The organism is Priestia koreensis (genome assembly GCF_001274935.1).
Taxonomy (GTDB): Bacteria; Bacillota; Bacilli; order Bacillales; family Bacillaceae_H; genus Bacillus_AG; species Bacillus_AG koreensis.
Genome location: NZ_LILC01000011.1, coordinates 152,257 through 169,247, shown reverse-complemented (window position 1 = coordinate 169,247; position 16,991 = coordinate 152,257). Strand labels below are relative to the sequence as shown.

The following is a 16,991-nucleotide window of genomic DNA, read 5'->3' as shown; positions in this document are numbered from 1 at the left end:
ACATTTGTCAATAATCATGCCGAAATAACAGCAACGAAATAAATTGTAGCAGAATTACGAAAAGTTGACAATACCTTTTCGCATTTTATTTTTTTATAAAAAAAATAAAACGACCTTCTCCCCCTACAAAAAACAGCGCGGCAACGTCACGCGCAAGCTCCCTACTCATCCAAACAAAACCTTCCTCACTATACCTACTCAAAAAAAACTACTCCAAAAAACAGCACGGCAACGCCACGTGCAATATCCTTACCGATCCAAAAAAGACCTTCCTCACTATACCTACTCAAAAAAAGCTACTCCAAAAACAGCACGGCAACGCACGTGCAAAATCCTACTCTTCCAAACAACCTCCGCACCACAGAACTCCCCTCACAAAGGTCTATCTTTTACATAAGGGGATGAGGGCAGCCCGCAAGGGAGGCGCTCATCCCCTTATGCTTAACGAAAAAGACCCTAACAGCTCTACCGTTAGGGTCTTTTTCGTTAAGTGGATACTAAATTATCGTTTAGCCTCTGACTTTAATAGTTGAACAAACTCTTCAAATGACACTGTCTCTGACTTTTGCTCACCATACTTACGAACGTTAACTGCGTTCTCAGCTACCTCATTATCTCCTACTACAAGCATATAAGGCGTTTTTTGCATTTGAGCCTCACGGATTTTATACCCGATTTTCTCTTCGCGCTCATCCATCTCAACGCGGAATCCTTCTAATTGGAGCTGCTCTTGAATTTTCTTCGCATAATCCAAGTGTACCCCCGGTGATACTGGAATCACTTTCGCTTGAACTGGTGCTAACCATGTAGGGAATGCACCTTTGTACTCTTCAATTAAGAAGGCAATAAAGCGTTCCATTGTGGACACAACGCCGCGGTGAATAACAACCGGACGATGCGGCTTACCATCTTCTCCAACATACGTTAAGTCGAAGCGTTCTGGTAATAAGAAGTCAAGTTGAACTGTTGATAACGTTTCATCTTTTCCAAGCGCTGTACGAACCTGTACGTCTAGCTTCGGACCGTAGAATGCTGCTTCGCCTTCTGCTTCGAAGTACTCAATGCCTAGCTCGTCCATTGCGTCTTTTAACATACTTTGTGCTTTTTCCCACATTGCATCGTCATCAAAATATTTCTCTTTATCTGCTGGATCACGGTAAGACAGACGGAATGAATAATCGTCTAATCCGAAATCTTTATATACATCTAAAATTAGACGTACTGTACGAATGAACTCATCTTTGATTTGATCAGGACGAACAAAGATGTGTGCATCATTTAGCGTCATCCCACGAACACGCTGTAGGCCTGAAAGTGCTCCTGACATTTCGTAACGGTGCATTGTTCCAAGCTCAGCAATACGGATTGGTAATTCACGATAGCTGTGAATATCATTTTTGTATACCATCATATGGTGAGGACAGTTCATTGGACGAAGAACAAGCTGCTCGTTGTCCATTTCCATTGCTGGGAACATGTCATCTTGGTAGTGATCCCAGTGACCAGATGTTTTATAAAGCTCTACGCTACCCAATACTGGTGTATAAACGTGCTGATAGCCTAGACGCTCTTCTTTGTCCACGATATAACGTTCAACAACGCGACGAATTGTAGCACCTTTTGGTAACCATAAAGGTAGACCTTGTCCCACTTTTTGAGAGTTTGTGAAAAGTTTTAGCTCTTTTCCTAGTTTACGGTGATCGCGCTCTTTTGCTTCTTCAAGAAGACGTAAATGTTCGTTTAAGTCTTCTTTTGTGAAAAATGCAGTTCCGTAAATACGTTGTAACATTTGGTTGTTACTATCTCCGCGCCAGTACGCACCTGCAACGCTTAATAGCTTAAATTCTTTGATTTTGCCTGTAGACGGGACATGCACACCACGGCAAAGGTCAAAAAACTCACCTTGTTCATAAATCGAAACTGCTTCTCCTGCTGGAATGGCATCGATTAATTCTAGTTTTAAGTCATCGCCGATTTCCTTAAACAAGCGAATCGCTTCTTCTCGTGGCACTTCTTTACGCACGATATCAAGGTTTTCGTTGATGATTTTTTTCATTTCTTTCTCAATCGCAGGTAAATCTTCTGGCGTAATCGCTTCTTCCATATCGATATCATAGTAGAAACCATTCTCGATAACAGGACCTACTCCTAATTTTACGTCTTTGTATAAACGTTTGATTGCTTGAGCCATTAAATGCGCTGTACTATGACGCATTACCTCTAATGATTCAGACGTACCCTGTGTCACAATCTCAATTGCTCCATCTTCTTGGATAGGTGTACGAAGATCAATTAATTCACCGTTTAGCTTCCCAGCAATCGATTTTTTCTTTAATCCTGGGCTAATTGAAAAGGCAATATCTTCTGTTGTAGTGCCTTTTGGAAATTCCTTTACTGCACCATCTGGAAATGTCATTTTTACTACTTCTGACATGTTTATTCACTCCTTTTATAAAATAAAAAAACTCGTCCCCAAAAAAGGGACGAGTTATAATCGCGGTACCACCCTTGTTTCTATTCAAAGCAAATAAGCTTGAATAGCTCAAGTATTTTTAACGGAAACATCCGTCAACAATTACTAAAGTCGAGACTCGTTCACTGCTGAAGTTTAGAGGTGGTAAATATAACTCTCGTGTTAGGAAGTTTGCAGCCATGACTTCCCTCTCTTCAAAACCGTAAAATTATATTCTTGTCCTCGTCTTAACCTATCTCTTATGAGAAATATAAGTAAAATTACTCCATTATTATATGCCGTTTATCATTAGAAATCAACCTCTTCCTGCGCATAATTTGTACACACAGAGAAAAAGTCAGCGAGCGAATAAAGAACGACTCGTTCTTGAAAAATGGTCCTTAACAGTTGAATAGATCCTTCAGTTGGATCATTTGTATACACATAAACAGCAGATGGCGCCATTCCAACAAGAGGAGCCACAACACGTTGATCTATGTATAAAGTCTTTGGAGTAGTCGATGCATGTGCTGAAAAAAACTCTCGCTGCGTGTCGTTTAGTTCTAACAAACTGTGATCATAGAGTTTAAACCGATCGCTTCCTTCATGAACAACATAGACACAGCTCATATAATGCGTCTGCTGACGAATCGTGTGACGGAGCTGTTCAATATACACCTGATATTCCTGTTCTAGCTTGTATTCATCAATACCTACTCCAACATAATATTGCAGACGTTGACAGTATTCCCGGAGACGGAACTGAATAAACGACTCAAATGTAAAATCTCTCTCTTCTGTCAATAATTCCTCTAAAGCCTCTTCTACTAAGCGTTCACGACTCTTAGAAAATTGCTTTTGTGGTATATCTGTACGCTCACCTTCTAGAATAGATTGAACCATATGAAGAATCTGGATCTGCTCCTCATGATCTTCGTAAAAAAACTTACTTTGAATAATCGAGAGTAAAAATTCTTGCTCTTTAAAGGAGATCAAATAACGAATGAAGACCGGTATAACAACTTCACGAAAAAGAGCAGCTTTTGTTTGTTTTGCATCTATAGTTAATAGTTGATGATCAACTAATCGGAAGCAATTTTCATGTACCGAAAGGGTTTCTTGCTGTAAACGCAGCAACTCATAAATCTGTATAGCATCACTTTGATTTTGAAAATACATCTTAATCAACCCTACCCCCCCTTTTTTGATGGACACGCTCAAGTTATATATATGGGGGAATACGCAAAAAAATGAGCAAGTCATGATGATAAAATCACATAACTTGCTCATTTTTTAATAACGACGGTTTTTACCCGTTACTTCTGTTGGTGTCGTAAGCGCCCGAATACGCTCCATAATCCTTGCCGCCTTCAACGCTTCTTGCTCACCACGCTGTGTATACGTGAAATGATGCTCAAGTTGTTTCCAATCTAGATTGGAAGCAAAAAAGGTTGGTAAGTTTTCAAGCATACGAAATTGTAGAATCGTTCCTAGAATATCGTCTCTCATCCAGCTTGTTACGGATTCAGCTCCCAAGTCATCAAGCATGAGAACAGGTGCTTTTTTAACAAACTCTACTTTTTCATTCACAGACTGATCTTGAAACGAACCTTTTAACTCACGTAAAAACTCTGGTACGTACACGATTAGTGAACGTACCTGCTTGTCAGCAAGCTCGTTCGCAATTGCGCCAAGTAAGTATGTTTTCCCAACACCGAAAGGACCATGAATATACAATCCTTTCACTTGTTTTCCCGGCTCATATTCACGAAGAAACTGATGCGCTAGTTTAATCGCTTCAATACGGCCATGCTCCACTTCAATCTCCGCCATAGACGCGCGCAAAATATCCTTTGGCACGTACAGACTTTGAATAAAGGCCTGCTGCTCTTGCATCTGATCTTCACGTACTTTTTTAGGGCAGCGTTCGTACTGTAAGTCAATGGTTTTTCCTTGAATAATGAGCTGTGGATGATACCCTGCAATCATATTAATGCATTGACCAAGTGAGGGACACTGCTCACATTGTTTGCTTTGAGTAGTATACTCATATAATTTTATTAAGCTTCGATCAATCATTTCAGTTGTTACTCGATCTTCATTTTCACGTAGAAATGCTTGAACCCTTGCATCAGCCATCACTTTTTTCTTCATTTCTTGAAATCGCTTTTGAAAGTCCCCTTTATTGGCAAACTCTCGAAGCGAGTCATTTAACGGACGCATCTTCCTCACCTCTTTTCAACCTATGATTTATCTCTTCGGTACTGCTTTAATTCTTCTTCTAACTTGCGTTTTTCCTCTTCAAAGCTTGAGGAAGCCGTGGTTTCATCATTATTTTGCTGTGGCTGCTCTTCTTTTTGTTCGTTTAACCATTTTGGTACCATTTCTTTTCGAACCACTCGTCGTGATGAGGTAGACTTTGCTTGCTTCGCTTCCGGCCAATTTTGATATTGTTTGTGCTCTTGCTTTGCAAGCTCCATCGCTTCACGCACCGTTTTTAAGTTTTTTCTCGCCCAATGACTTGCGATTTTTTCCATATAGGCTTTGGATAATTTCATATCTGTTCGAAGCATGACGTAATAAATTAAAACGTTCACTACACCCGCAGGCAACTTTTGTTTGAACATAACGTCTTCAATCATCTGAAGCTCTGTTTTTGCCGGCTCTGCTCCCCCTGAAAAGTCGACCAACAGCTGTCTTGGAGAGGTAGTTTCGAGCTGTTTTATGAGCTGTTCTTCCTGTGTCGCTGGCTCTTTCTCTTCCATTGTGCGCAGTGCCGGTGGCTGAATCGTGTCTCCTAGACTCGGTAGCGTATCTCCATTTGAGAATTGATAATAGTCCCGCGCCGATTTCCGAAGCTGTTCAATCTCTACTTGATCATTTTCATTCAAGGCTCCAATCACAATGTTTTTCATTTGAAGAGCATCAATTCCGTACAGAAAAGCAAGTTTCTTAATCGCTTCTTTTACTTTCGTTGTGATTGCTCGCTTTGGAATCATCGTATCTGTTAACCCCGCATAAAACAGATCGAAGTTAAATACGTCATCTTGAACGGCCGGAGCCTTTGAGGTCGTGTGGTCGACATATTCTAAGCCCTCATCAGCCAACAGGTCCTGATTGGTTTGATCAAAATTAGGCGATAGCTCATGCTCATGAAGAGACTGAAACACTTCATTAAACGAGCGAGTCACATCGCTAAATTCACCTTGAGGACGCACTCCGTCAGAGAAAGATCGCTTTATTTTATGAAACAAATTTTTCCCTACGCGATTATATAAATAGACGTTTAATACCCCATCGTTAAAAAAACGGTAAGGTGAAAGTGGGGGCTGTAGCTCATAAATGAAGATTCTACTCTCATTTTCTTCTTTTACGTACGTCCGCAGTAGCCCAATTCCTTCTAACTTCAAACGCTCTTGATGGATCTGTCTTAAATTTAATTGCATCAGCACCATTAGATGATGATGCGTTGACTCTTGTCCCCATAATCGGTCTTTCTCAAGCTCACTCCACAAAGTCATGTATAAGCTAAAGCAAAGTGAACCGATCAACGGCTGATAAAGCGTTGTTAAGACGTTACGATCATATTCATGAATGATGCCACTTGCCCTTACTACGTAACGGTCAACTGGTATCATTTCTTTCCAATGTTGTTGATTCATGACTTACTTCCCTACCTTATAAGGTACTACCTCCGTTAAGAGATAAAAAAAGAGCCGAAGACTTAGTTCTGAGCTCTTTTACATACGTTCTTTTTTGATTAATTCTCTCAGTTCATCAATAAATACATTAATGTCTTTAAACTGGCGATAAACGGAGGCGAATCTTACATATGATACTTCATCGATTTTCGCTAGGCGTTCCATCACCATTTCGCCTACTGTATCTGATTGAATTTCAGATACCCCTTGGCTGCGAAGTTCTTTATCAATATCAATGACCGTGTCTTCCAATTGCTTTAACGGAACAGGTCTCTTTTCACACGCCTTGATGAGGCCGCGTAAGATTTTTTCTTTGCTAAATTCTTCTCTCGCTCCATCCTTTTTAACAACAATTAAAGGAATTTCCTCTACTCGCTCAAACGTTGTAAAACGGTATTGGCACTCCTCACATTCTCGTCTTCTGCGAATGGAACGTCCTTCTTCAATTGGTCTAGAGTCTAAGACTCTAGTTCCATTATGATAACATGACGGACATTTCATGGTCTCAGCTCCATTATGGCAACATTTTTGTATAATTTTATATTCCTTTTTTTACATTAACACACATTGTTTGCATGAAAACTTTTGCATATCTATCATCTTATAAAAGATGCTCTTCTAACACAAGTAAAGGAGCGTAAAATTTTTAATTACGGGCTCCCACTCTTGTAGCTCCTGCACGGACAAATACTAACTTCTTGTTCAGTTGTTCATACATGCTTTTAATCATGGCCTTACTGTACCCAAAATCCATTGGCAAAATTTTCGTATCCGTTGTGACAGAAAAATCAATTGCTGTCTCAAATGGACGTAATGAAATAATGGTAATCACCATAAATGCTTTGCGACCTTTTTTAATATTCACACTAATTTCGCCGCGATCTTCGTATGCCGCTACAATTTCGAAGCCTTCTAATTTCTCCATTAACTCTTTGACTGCTTTAAACCCATTTGGGGCAGTTGTCTTATAGTAATGACTTCTCAAACTCTCATCTGGATGATGATCCCCTGTTTCACATTGAGTTGAGAAAACGCTTTTAATATTATCTAGAACCCCCATGCTGACCGCTCCTTCTTTTACCCTTTCTTCTATCATAACAAAAAAGAGGTGTATAATATACACCTCTTGCTCATTCATTTACAATTGTTCATTATAGTGCTTTTACTTGTGCTGGCTTCACTTGTACAGGGCCCATACCACGTGGTAATTCAACTGTTTCACGTGTTTCAGCTCCTAAGCTTTCAGCAATGTGATTAGCCGCAACATTTGGATCTAAATGCCCGCATGTGTATACATCAATACTTGCATATCCATGTTCAGGGAAGCTATGAATAGTTAAGTGAGATTCAGAAATAATAACGACTCCACTTACACCCTGTGGTGCAAATTTATGAAATGCTACCTCACGAACTTCTGCTCCTGATTTTAAAGCAGCATCTACAAATGTTTTTTCAATGAATTCAATATCGTTTAGCTTGTCAAAGTCGCAACCCCATAATTCTGAGATTACATGACGTCCCATAGTTTCCATTTAAATGTTTCCCCCTTTAAGAAATTGTAATGGATTAGATGAAATCCTTTCCCATATGGAATGACATCTACCACGGGGGAAAGTTAGTCCAAAGAGGTCCTAACCCTTTAAGTAGCACATTACCGTAGGTATATAAGAAGTTCACGAAACATAGTATACTTTGTTTAAAATCATTTTGCAACACATGTTTTTTTATTTTTTGGTACAAACGCCCATTTGAAAAGGATGTTTGTTTCTTCTTTTTTAATCGTTACCTACGGAACATTATTCATGTATTATTATGTGTCTATAATTTTTTTACCCTACCTCTCCACCGGAAAACGTCAAAAATAAAACAGGTTGATTGGTAAGGCTTACAAAAACCTACCAATCAACCTGTAATTTAGTTTCATTTTATCCCACTTTTACTTCTGAGGGTTTCATCATTTGAAGTGCCGTATATTTCACTAAATCAACCACTCGTTTTGAGTATCCCCACTCGTTGTCGTACCAAGCGAGTACTTTTAACTTTCTTGATCCTATCATCATAGTCGATAATCCATCAATAATAGCTGAATTTGAATTCGTATTAAAATCGATGGAAACTAATGGCTCAGTTGTATAATCTAAAATTCCTTTTAAAGGGCCATTTGCTGCCCGATTAAAGGCATTGTTTACTTCTTCTACCGTCACATCTGTTTGTAAATCGACAACTAAATCAACTAGTGACACGTTTGGCGTTGGTACGCGAAGCGCCAGACCGTGTAATTTCCCTTTGAGATGCGGTAAAACCAAGCTTAAAGCCTTCGCAGCACCAGTGGTTGTTGGGATAATCGATTCTCCACAAGCACGGGCACGACGCAGGTCTTTATGTGGGTTGTCTAAATTCTTCTGATCATTTGTAAAGGAGTGGATCGTTGTCATTAATCCATTTTCAATTCCAAAATGCTCATCTAATACTTTTACAACAGGTGCTAAGCAATTAGTCGTACAAGAAGCATTTGAAATAACGTGATGCTGATCTACATCCAACGTGTCTTCGTTTACGCCCATCACAATCGTTGCATCTGCTTCTTTTCCAGGAGCAGTCAGAATAACTTTTTTAGCTCCTGCATGTAAATGAAGGGACGCTTTTTCTTTTGAATTAAATTTCCCTGTTGCTTCGATCACGATATCTACGTTCAAATCATTCCATGGTAATAATTCAGGCTCCCGGCAGCTTAACAATTGAATAACTTTCCCGTCTACTAAAAGGGCATCATCATTCGCTCTTACATCTCCGTCAAATTTACCATGAATCGAATCATATTTTATTAAATGAGCAAGTGTTTCAGCTGGATAACTAGCGTTGATTGCCACTAGCTCAATATTGTCTTCTTTAATAAGATTTCTAAACACCATACGACCTATTCTCCCAAAACCACTAATTGCGACTCGCATCTTCATGATGTTCACCACTCCCCTTAATGTTATACTTTTTAACATATACCCTGTTATTAGTATAACACATTTGGAGTTTTTTGCACTAATTAAAATACACCATTTTACCTTCAAAATTTCATTTTGATAAAAGCGCCTAGTCACCATTAAGACAACAAAAAAAGAAGGAGTGCGTTCTCCTTCTTTTTACGTTTATTTATCTAAAAATGCTAATACGCTAAGCAACTGTTGCTTCGTTTCTTCAACACTTCCATTGTTATTAATTACCGCATCCGCAAGCGATACTTTTTCAATCAGCTTCATTTGGGAAGCAATCCGATTCATTGCTTCTTGTTCCGATAAATCATTTCGCTTCATTAGTCGGTCGAGTTGAACAGATTCATCGACATAGACTAGGAGCACTTTATCTACTAAATGAGTCAAGTTGCTTTCAAATAACAGCGGAATATCTAAGACAACGAGCGGCTCATTCGCTTCGATGAGCTTTTCTTTTTGCGACAGCATGGATTGGCGAACCGCCGGATGAACGATACCGTTTAGAATCGTTCTTTTTTGTTCATCAGCAAAGATAATGGAGCCTAGCTTGACGCGATTAAGCGTTTTATCAACAGCGAGAATTTCTTCGCCAAACGCTTCAACAATTTGCTCGTAAGCTTTTTCTCCTGGCTCTACGACTTCTCTAGCGATGACGTCTGCGTCGATTACAGGTATGTTCATTTCTTTTAACATATTAGATACAGTGCTTTTTCCACTAGCAATTCCGCCAGTTAAACCGATAACAAGAGCCATATTTCTTCTCCTTTTTGAATGAAAGTGGGATTATATTTTTAACTAGTTCGGTCTTTCGTTTCAGATTGCTTCGCTTTCCACGGAGCGGGCGCTGAGCCTCCTCGTCGCTTCGCTTCCTGCGGGGTCTCATCTGTCCCGCTAATCCTGTAGGAGTCGGCGCATCTTCCTCTTCAGACCTCTTTTCATCGAATGGGGACGTTTCAAAGAATTCTACCTTCATGTAATGGGTTGGAATCTTCTTCTTCGACTTCAAACTGGATTATATTTTTAACTAGTTCGGCCTTTCGTTTCAGATTGCTTCCTTTCCACGGGGCGGGCGCTGAGCCTCCTCGTCGCTTCGCTTCCTGCGGGGTCTCATCTGTCCCGCTAATCCCGTAGGAGTCGGCGCATCTTCCTCTTCAGACCTCTTTTCATCGAATGGGGACGTTTTGGAGACTTCTTCCTTCATTGCGATGGATTTTCTACACGTACATGTACGAACTTATAGACGTAAAATCCCAAGGATAATGAGTAGCACCCCGGGGAGGAATGAGAAGGATTTCATCCATTTTAAGTGTGAGAAGGCTTTACCAAAATAAATACCTAGACCTAAAAAACAGAAGCTCATGAGTCCAACAATAATGGATAAGTACAGTGGGGAGTACCCGAGTAAGGCAGCACCTATTCCTGCTCCAAAGGCATCTAAGGAAAGGGCCACACCTAGCATGATCGCTTCAATTCCGTTAATGGAACCAGATTGATCAAAGTCGGCGACGGTCGGTTTTTTTAAGATGTTGATGACCACACCGAGTGTTTTAATTTCAAGTTTTAATAGAACCTTTTCTTCTTTTTTATTTTCCACCTGAGAATCAGAGGGATGGAAAAATTGATACAAAACCCATGCCCCGAGAATTAATAAAATGAATCCTCCGAGTTTTTCCGTAAATGCGGGTGATACAAATGTAGCTAACAGGTTTCCTAATAGCATTGAAACAACTAATGAGAGCGCCGAGCAGCAGGAGATAATGATAATTGATTTTAATGGAATTCGTAATTTTCTTAAGCCATACGTCAATCCAACGCTAAAATTATCAAGGCTGACGGCAAAAGCTAATAAAAGTAGTGAGAATAAAACGGTCATGATAAAGCTCCTTCCATATCGTATCAGAGATAGTATATGAAAGAAGCCTATCCTTTGTTATAGTTGCCTATGAAAGTTGCTGACATTTCGGACAAATGTGAGTTCCGCGTCCTGCTACAACCGTCTTTTCAATAGCGGTTCCGCAATTACGGCACGCTTCACCTTTTTTCCCATACACATACAGCTGAAGCTGAAACTGTCCTACCTTCCCTTGCGTGTTCACATACGAACGAACGGTACTTCCGCCTAATTCAATTGCTTCGGCAAGTGTTTTGATGATTTCTTCATGAAGCTTTGTTATTTCGTCATCCGTTAACTGATTGGAAATTTTCTCTGGATGAATAGACGCTCGGAACAATGCTTCATCTACATAGATGTTTCCTAATCCAACCACAATAGTCTGATCAAGCAGTGCGGCTTTTACTTTACGATTGGTTTTCATAAGGCGTTCTTTTAGGAGTGTTGCAGTAAATGCTTCGTCAAATGGCTCAGGTCCAAGAGTTGCAAGAGGCGCTTCTGTTTCTTCCTGTCCTTTTGTAAATAAATGCATCGTACCAAATTTCCGAACATCACGGTAGCGCAACTCAGTACCATCCGTGAATTCAAACATAACGTGGGTATGCTTATCATAAGGCTCTTCTTTCTTTGCTAACGCATATCGACCTTCCATACGCAGGTGAGAAACAATTACGTAATGGTCCAGAAAGATTTTTAAAAACTTTCCTCTTCTCCCTACGTCTTGGATCGTTTCACCGATCAATGCATCCGCAAACTGCTCGATTTCGGCAGGTTTTTTTATAATGTTTGGCCATAAAACCGTTACTGTTTTGATCGTTTTCCCTTTAACTAATTCAATTAACGTGCGTCTTACCGTTTCAACCTCTGGTAATTCAGGCATTTTAATCCCTTCCTTTTCTAAGCTGTCAGTAAAGCAACAACCTAAAAAAAGATTGCTGCTCCCATTTGTTTAGTATCATTACTTCGCATCAAACCATGTTGGTCCGTATGCATAGTCTACTTTTAGTGGTACATCTAGCTGTAGTGCGTTCTCCATTACGTCTGGAACGATTTCTTGTAGCTTTTCAATCTCTTCTTGTGGTGCTTCAAAAATCAATTCATCGTGTACTTGAAGCAACAGACGTGCTTTCATTCCTTCTTTTTCTAAGCGCTCGCTCATTGCGATCATCGCTTTTTTAATAATATCTGCAGCTGTTCCTTGAATCGGTGTATTCATCGCTGTACGTTCAGCAAAGCTTCGCAAGTTGAAATTACGGCTTGTGATCTCTGGGAGGTAACGACGTCGATTTAATAACGTCGTCACATAGCCCTTACTTTTGGCATCGTGAACGATATCCTCCATGTACTCTTTAACGCCTGTGAAACTCTCTAAGTAGCGATCAATGAATTTGCCCGCTTCTTTTCTTGTAATGCCTAAGTTTTGAGAAAGACCATAATCACTAATTCCATACACAATTCCAAAGTTCACGGCTTTTGCTTGTCTTCTCATATTCGACGTTACGTCTTCCTTTTCAACGTGGAAAACATCCATTGCAGTTTTCGTATGAATATCTAAGTCATGTTGAAATGCATCAATTAATTCTTTATCTTGCGCAATGTGAGCGAGAACACGTAGCTCAATTTGCGAATAGTCTGCTGCGAACATGATCCAATCTGGTTCAGACGGAACAAACGCTTGTCTGATTTTTCGTCCTTCTTCTAATCGAATCGGGATGTTTTGAAGATTTGGATCTGTTGAGCTTAAGCGCCCTGTTTGTGTCAGCGTTTGGTTGAATCTTGTATGAACTTTGTCCGTTTCTTCGTAAATAACTTTCTTTAGGCCTTCAATGTACGTAGATTGAAGCTTTCCTAGCTGACGGTAATCCAAGATATATGGAATAATTTCGTGAGCACCCTGCAGCTGCTCAAGTACATCAGCTGACGTTGAGTAACCTGTCTTCGTCTTTTTTACAACCGGTAGCTGTAGCTGTTCAAATAAGACCACACCAAGTTGCTTCGGTGAATTAATGTTAAACTCTGTTCCAGCTAGCTCGTAAATGCGCTGTTCAATTTCTTCTAATCGCTTTTTAATGTCTACGCCCATGTCATTGAGCTTATTGCGATCAACTCTGACACCTTGAGCCTCCATATCAGCTAATACAAGCGAAAGTGGCAGTTCCAATTCCATGAGTAAGTCGAGCTGCTCGTTTTCTTTTAATCCTTCATAAAAAGCATCCTTGAGATGATAAACGGCTACAGCCTTTCGCACAATGTGCTCTGCAAGATCCCCTTCTTCTGGTACTTTGCGTTTCGCGCCTTTTCCATATACGGCTTCATCGGTTTGAACTTGGGAATATCCTTTTGTTCTTGCAACGGTTGATAGATCTTCGTTCGAATCTGCTGGGTTCAGTAAGTAGGACGCCATTAGAATATCAAAATTGATGCCTTTTATATCAATATTTTTCCATTTTAATGCTACGACTGAACGCTTGGCATCAAACACAACTTTCTCTGCTTGTTGATCTTCTAACCACTGAACGAATACGTCCGATTGTAGACCGACAGATGCTGGAATAAAATATTCGCCGCTTTCATTGGCAAGACCAAAGCCAATAATGTCTGAGTGATGGTAGTTTTCATCAAACAATTCCACAATAAGAGCTGAAGGTGAAACGAGCATGTCCTCTGTGACTTCTTCTACAGTGGTAACATCAAGATTCTCCAGCTCTTCGCTTACTGTTTCTCCCTCATAGCCCAGTTTTTCAAGCAGCGTATTAAAGCCAAGCTCTTTAAATAACGCTGTCAAACGATCAACATCGTATCCTTCATAAGCAAGATCTGTTACCGCCATTTCCATTGGCACTTCGCGGAAAATAGTCGCAAGCTCCTTACTCATTAATGCTTGATCTTTAAATTCTTCGAGCTTTTCTTTTAATTTTTTTCCGCTCACTTGGTCAATAGCCGTTAATAATTTTTCAACCGTTTCGTGCTCTTTTAACAGCTTCAGAGCTGTTTTCTCCCCGACGCCTGGAACACCAGGAATATTATCAGAGCTATCGCCCATTAATCCCTTCATGTCAATAATTTGATCAGGTGTAATTCCGTACTTTTCATCAATTGCAGCTGGATCGTATGAATCGACCTCTGTAATTCCTTTTCGAGTAATATCAACCGTCACACGGTCAGAAACAAGCTGCAGTAAATCTTTATCACCCGAGATAACTTTTACCTCAAAGCCGTCCTTTTCTGCTTGAAGTGACAGCGTACCGATAATATCATCGGCTTCGTAGTTTTCGATCTCATAGCGCTTCACTTGGTAAGCATCTAGAAGCTCACGAATAAACGGAAATTGCTCTGAAAGCTCAGGTGGCGTTTTTTGTCTTCCGCCCTTGTATTCTGTAAAGGTTTTATGACGGAACGTTGTTTTTCCAGCATCAAAAGCAACTAGCATATGAGTAGGCTTTTCCTCCTCAATAATTCGCATAAGCATCATTGTGAAGCCATAAACCGCATTTGTATGTATTCCCTTGTCGTTATTAAGCAAAGGCAATGCGAAGAATGCACGATAGGCAATACTATTCCCATCAATTAAAATTAGTTTTTTTGACATAGAAGGTCCTCCACTTAGTTTCATTTGTTCAAGTAATCGTCTATTTTCTATTTTAACAGAATCGGGAAGAGAAAGAAAAAAGGAGCCTCCAATGGATATTGGAAGCTCTCATTTATTTATATTAGTTGCGAAAAATTAGTTTTTATTCACTATATCCCATTAATATACGTGCGTATGGGGAATCCGATGGCAATACAATTACGCTTTTATCGTTAATCGTTTTTGTATACGATTGAAGCGTACGGTATAGATCATAAAACTTTACGTCTTTTGCATAAGACTGATTATAAATTTGAGCGGCTTTTTGTTCTCCGTTACCCCTAATTCCTTCTGCTTGTGCCTGAGCTTTCGCTAGCATTTCTTTTACTTCTTTATCTGTTTCCGCGGTAATTCGATTTTTACTTGCGTCTCCCATTGATAAATATTCCTGCGCTTTCGTTTCGCGCTCAGAAATCATGCGGCGATACACAGACTTTTCATTCTCCTGTGGAAGATCCGTACGTTTAATACGTACGTCTGTTACCGTGACTCCATAATCATCATCCGCTAATAGGTTATTTACTTGTTCTGTAATTTGATCGTTCAGACTTCCTCGGCTCGATTTTTCATCGTCAATGATTTCATCGTATTCAAGCTTACCCAATTCAGAGCGGACGACTGAGAAAATAAATTCACCCATTTTTGTTTCCGCGTTAACAACAGATCGTGCATTAGAAATCAATTTTTTCGGATTATCCACTCGCCAAATAGCGTAATTGTCTACAAGCATCCGTTTCTTATCCTTTGTATTAATCTCTGCTTCCTTAATGTCATAGGTCATTTGATATTTCGGAATAGACGTGATGGACTGAACAAATGGAATTTTAACATGCAATCCTGGTTTTGAAACAATTTTTACTACTTCCCCAAACTGACGCACAACCTTGTATTCATTCTCTTTCACGATAAAGATATTACTCAGTAAAAAGAGAAGAAAGGCAATGACAATGACAAAGATAACACCCTTTTTTATGAGCTGTGGAGTAAGCTTATTGCCGCGTCTGCTTTCCACATCAATTACGTTTGAATTACTCATTGCCATCACTTCCTTCCGCTTTGCTTTCATCGGCTTGATTTTGGTCTATTTTCGGTGTTGCATCACTTTTTGCTGCTTTATCAATCGGCGCAATCGGTAGATACTTCATCGTATTTCCATCATCTTTCATAATATAAATATCTGCGTTCGGAAATACTTTTTCGATTGTTTCCAGAATGAGACGTTTTTTCGTAATGTCAGGTGATTTTTTATATTCCTCGTAAATCGAGTTGAATACGGCAACATCTCCTTTTGCCGTTTCAATACGTGATACTTCATCACCTTTTGCAGCAGAAATTAAGGCATCACGTTCTCCCTCTGCTTCTTTTGTACGCTTGTTGCGATATTTATTCGCTTCATTAATTTTGGTATTCATCGTTTCTCTTGCATCTGTTACGTTTGTAAAGGCTTTTCGCACTTCTTTATTTGGCAATTCTACATCCTGTAGCTTGACGTTCACCACTGAAATGCCGACATTATATTTCTTCATTAACTCTGTTAAAAGTCCACGTACATCTGTCTCAATTTTTGCTTTTCCTGAAGTTAACGCATCGTCAATCTTTGAACTCCCTACAATACTTCGAAGTGAAGCACTTGTTGCATTGTATAAAATCTGCTTTGGATCTTCTGAATTATATAAGTATTTTTCAGGCTCGGTAATTTTCCATTGAACAACCAAGTCCGCTAATACGATGTTTTCGTCTCCTGTTACCATCTTTGTATCTTTTGGATATTCCTCTACCTGTCCGTCCCCTTCTTTGTAACCGAACTGCAAGCTGAAGGTTTCCTTGGATAGCTTTTGTACTTGTTGAATTGGCCACGGCATTTTAAAGTGTAGTCCTGGATCTACGACTCCCTCATCAACAGAACCGAACGTCGCAATTACCGCTTGCTCTGATTCGTCCACCGTATACCATGAAGAGAATCCGATAATACCTAAAATCACTAGGGCAACTCCGCCCCATATAAATTTAGTTATGGTTTTTATCTGTAACATAGGCCCCCACCTTTCGTTTTTGCTTCTACTTGTTTTACGGATCAAAGTCAAAAAGGTTTCATTTTTATTACATATAAGTATGTTAAAACCTTCAATAACATTATTTGTATGAACGGATTTACAAAAAAGAAGCTCACTACAGTGATGGCCCGCCGGGTACCTTAATATAAAAAAAAGACGAAAACAGATGAACTGTTTTCGTCTATCCAAATTGGCTCCTTGGATGAAGGGGTTTCCACTTAAAAGTGTATCAATCTTTTATTAACGAAGCTTAAACAAATTGTAAAATTCATGTAAAC

At 39.7% G+C, this 16,991-nt stretch carries 16 protein-coding genes and 1 other annotated feature; all 16 genes read right to left on the bottom strand.

Annotated elements, in window-relative coordinates; genetic code table 11:
* Positions 1 to 502: 502 nt before the first annotated feature.
* The 16 genes from thrS to hflK all read right to left on the bottom strand — a co-directional run bounded on the left by thrS (position 503) and on the right by hflK (position 16,692).
* Positions 503 to 2,434, bottom strand: coding sequence for a threonine--tRNA ligase (thrS, locus tag AMD01_RS08075; protein ID WP_053400877.1), 1,932 nt, complete (start codon positions 2,432 to 2,434; stop codon positions 503 to 505).
* Positions 2,435 to 2,476: 42 nt separating this feature from the next.
* Positions 2,477 to 2,711, bottom strand: a binding site (T-box leader).
* A gap of 50 nt (positions 2,712 to 2,761) precedes the next feature.
* On the bottom strand, positions 2,762 to 3,631 hold the full coding sequence (gene ytxC / locus AMD01_RS08070) for a sporulation protein YtxC (RefSeq protein ID WP_245638919.1): 870 nt from the start codon (positions 3,629 to 3,631) through the stop codon (positions 2,762 to 2,764).
* Between the two features lie 114 nt (positions 3,632 to 3,745).
* The gene (dnaI, locus tag AMD01_RS08065; protein ID WP_053400875.1) at positions 3,746 to 4,675 is read right to left on the bottom strand and encodes a primosomal protein DnaI; all 930 of its coding nucleotides are present in this window, start codon (positions 4,673 to 4,675) and stop codon (positions 3,746 to 3,748) included.
* 20 nt (positions 4,676 to 4,695) lie between these two features.
* Entirely contained in the window at positions 4,696 to 6,114 is a 1,419-nt protein-coding gene (locus AMD01_RS08060) for a replication initiation and membrane attachment family protein (RefSeq protein ID WP_053400874.1), read from the bottom strand.
* A 78-nt stretch (positions 6,115 to 6,192) separates the two neighbouring features.
* Positions 6,193 to 6,654 (bottom strand): transcriptional regulator NrdR, encoded by a 462-nt coding sequence (gene nrdR / locus AMD01_RS08055; RefSeq protein ID WP_053400873.1) that lies wholly within the window; start codon positions 6,652 to 6,654, stop codon positions 6,193 to 6,195.
* 145 nt (positions 6,655 to 6,799) lie between these two features.
* The gene (locus AMD01_RS08050; protein ID WP_342666970.1) at positions 6,800 to 7,249 is read right to left on the bottom strand and encodes a cytosolic protein; all 450 of its coding nucleotides are present in this window, start codon (positions 7,247 to 7,249) and stop codon (positions 6,800 to 6,802) included.
* A gap of 55 nt (positions 7,250 to 7,304) precedes the next feature.
* On the bottom strand, positions 7,305 to 7,685 hold the full coding sequence (gene speD, locus AMD01_RS08045) for an adenosylmethionine decarboxylase (RefSeq protein WP_053400871.1): 381 nt from the start codon (positions 7,683 to 7,685) through the stop codon (positions 7,305 to 7,307).
* A 393-nt stretch (positions 7,686 to 8,078) separates the two neighbouring features.
* Entirely contained in the window at positions 8,079 to 9,110 is a 1,032-nt protein-coding gene (locus AMD01_RS08040) for a glyceraldehyde-3-phosphate dehydrogenase (RefSeq protein WP_053400870.1), read from the bottom strand.
* 186 nt (positions 9,111 to 9,296) lie between these two features.
* A complete protein-coding gene (gene coaE / locus AMD01_RS08035; RefSeq protein WP_053400869.1) occupies positions 9,297 to 9,893 on the bottom strand; it encodes a dephospho-CoA kinase in 597 nt (198 codons plus the stop codon).
* A complete protein-coding gene (locus AMD01_RS24450) occupies positions 9,856 to 10,113 on the bottom strand; it encodes a hypothetical protein (RefSeq protein WP_169775942.1) in 258 nt (85 codons plus the stop codon). Before AMD01_RS24450 ends, coaE begins: the two co-directional genes overlap by 38 nt.
* Before the next feature lie 69 nt (positions 10,114 to 10,182).
* Positions 10,183 to 10,341 (bottom strand): hypothetical protein, encoded by a 159-nt coding sequence (locus AMD01_RS23975; protein ID WP_157052660.1) that lies wholly within the window; start codon positions 10,339 to 10,341, stop codon positions 10,183 to 10,185.
* A gap of 33 nt (positions 10,342 to 10,374) precedes the next feature.
* A complete protein-coding gene (gene ytaF / locus AMD01_RS08030) occupies positions 10,375 to 11,013 on the bottom strand; it encodes a sporulation membrane protein YtaF (RefSeq protein ID WP_053400868.1) in 639 nt (212 codons plus the stop codon).
* A gap of 67 nt (positions 11,014 to 11,080) precedes the next feature.
* On the bottom strand, positions 11,081 to 11,911 hold the full coding sequence (gene mutM, locus AMD01_RS08025; protein WP_053400867.1) for a DNA-formamidopyrimidine glycosylase: 831 nt from the start codon (positions 11,909 to 11,911) through the stop codon (positions 11,081 to 11,083).
* A gap of 78 nt (positions 11,912 to 11,989) precedes the next feature.
* Positions 11,990 to 14,620 (bottom strand): DNA polymerase I, encoded by a 2,631-nt coding sequence (gene polA, locus AMD01_RS08020; protein WP_053400866.1) that lies wholly within the window; start codon positions 14,618 to 14,620, stop codon positions 11,990 to 11,992.
* A 142-nt stretch (positions 14,621 to 14,762) separates the two neighbouring features.
* The gene (hflC, locus tag AMD01_RS08015) at positions 14,763 to 15,695 is read right to left on the bottom strand and encodes a protease modulator HflC (protein ID WP_053400865.1); all 933 of its coding nucleotides are present in this window, start codon (positions 15,693 to 15,695) and stop codon (positions 14,763 to 14,765) included.
* Positions 15,688 to 16,692, bottom strand: coding sequence for an FtsH protease activity modulator HflK (gene hflK / locus AMD01_RS08010; RefSeq protein ID WP_053400864.1), 1,005 nt, complete (start codon positions 16,690 to 16,692; stop codon positions 15,688 to 15,690). Before hflK ends, hflC begins: the two co-directional genes overlap by 8 nt.
* Positions 16,693 to 16,991 lie beyond the last annotated feature (299 nt).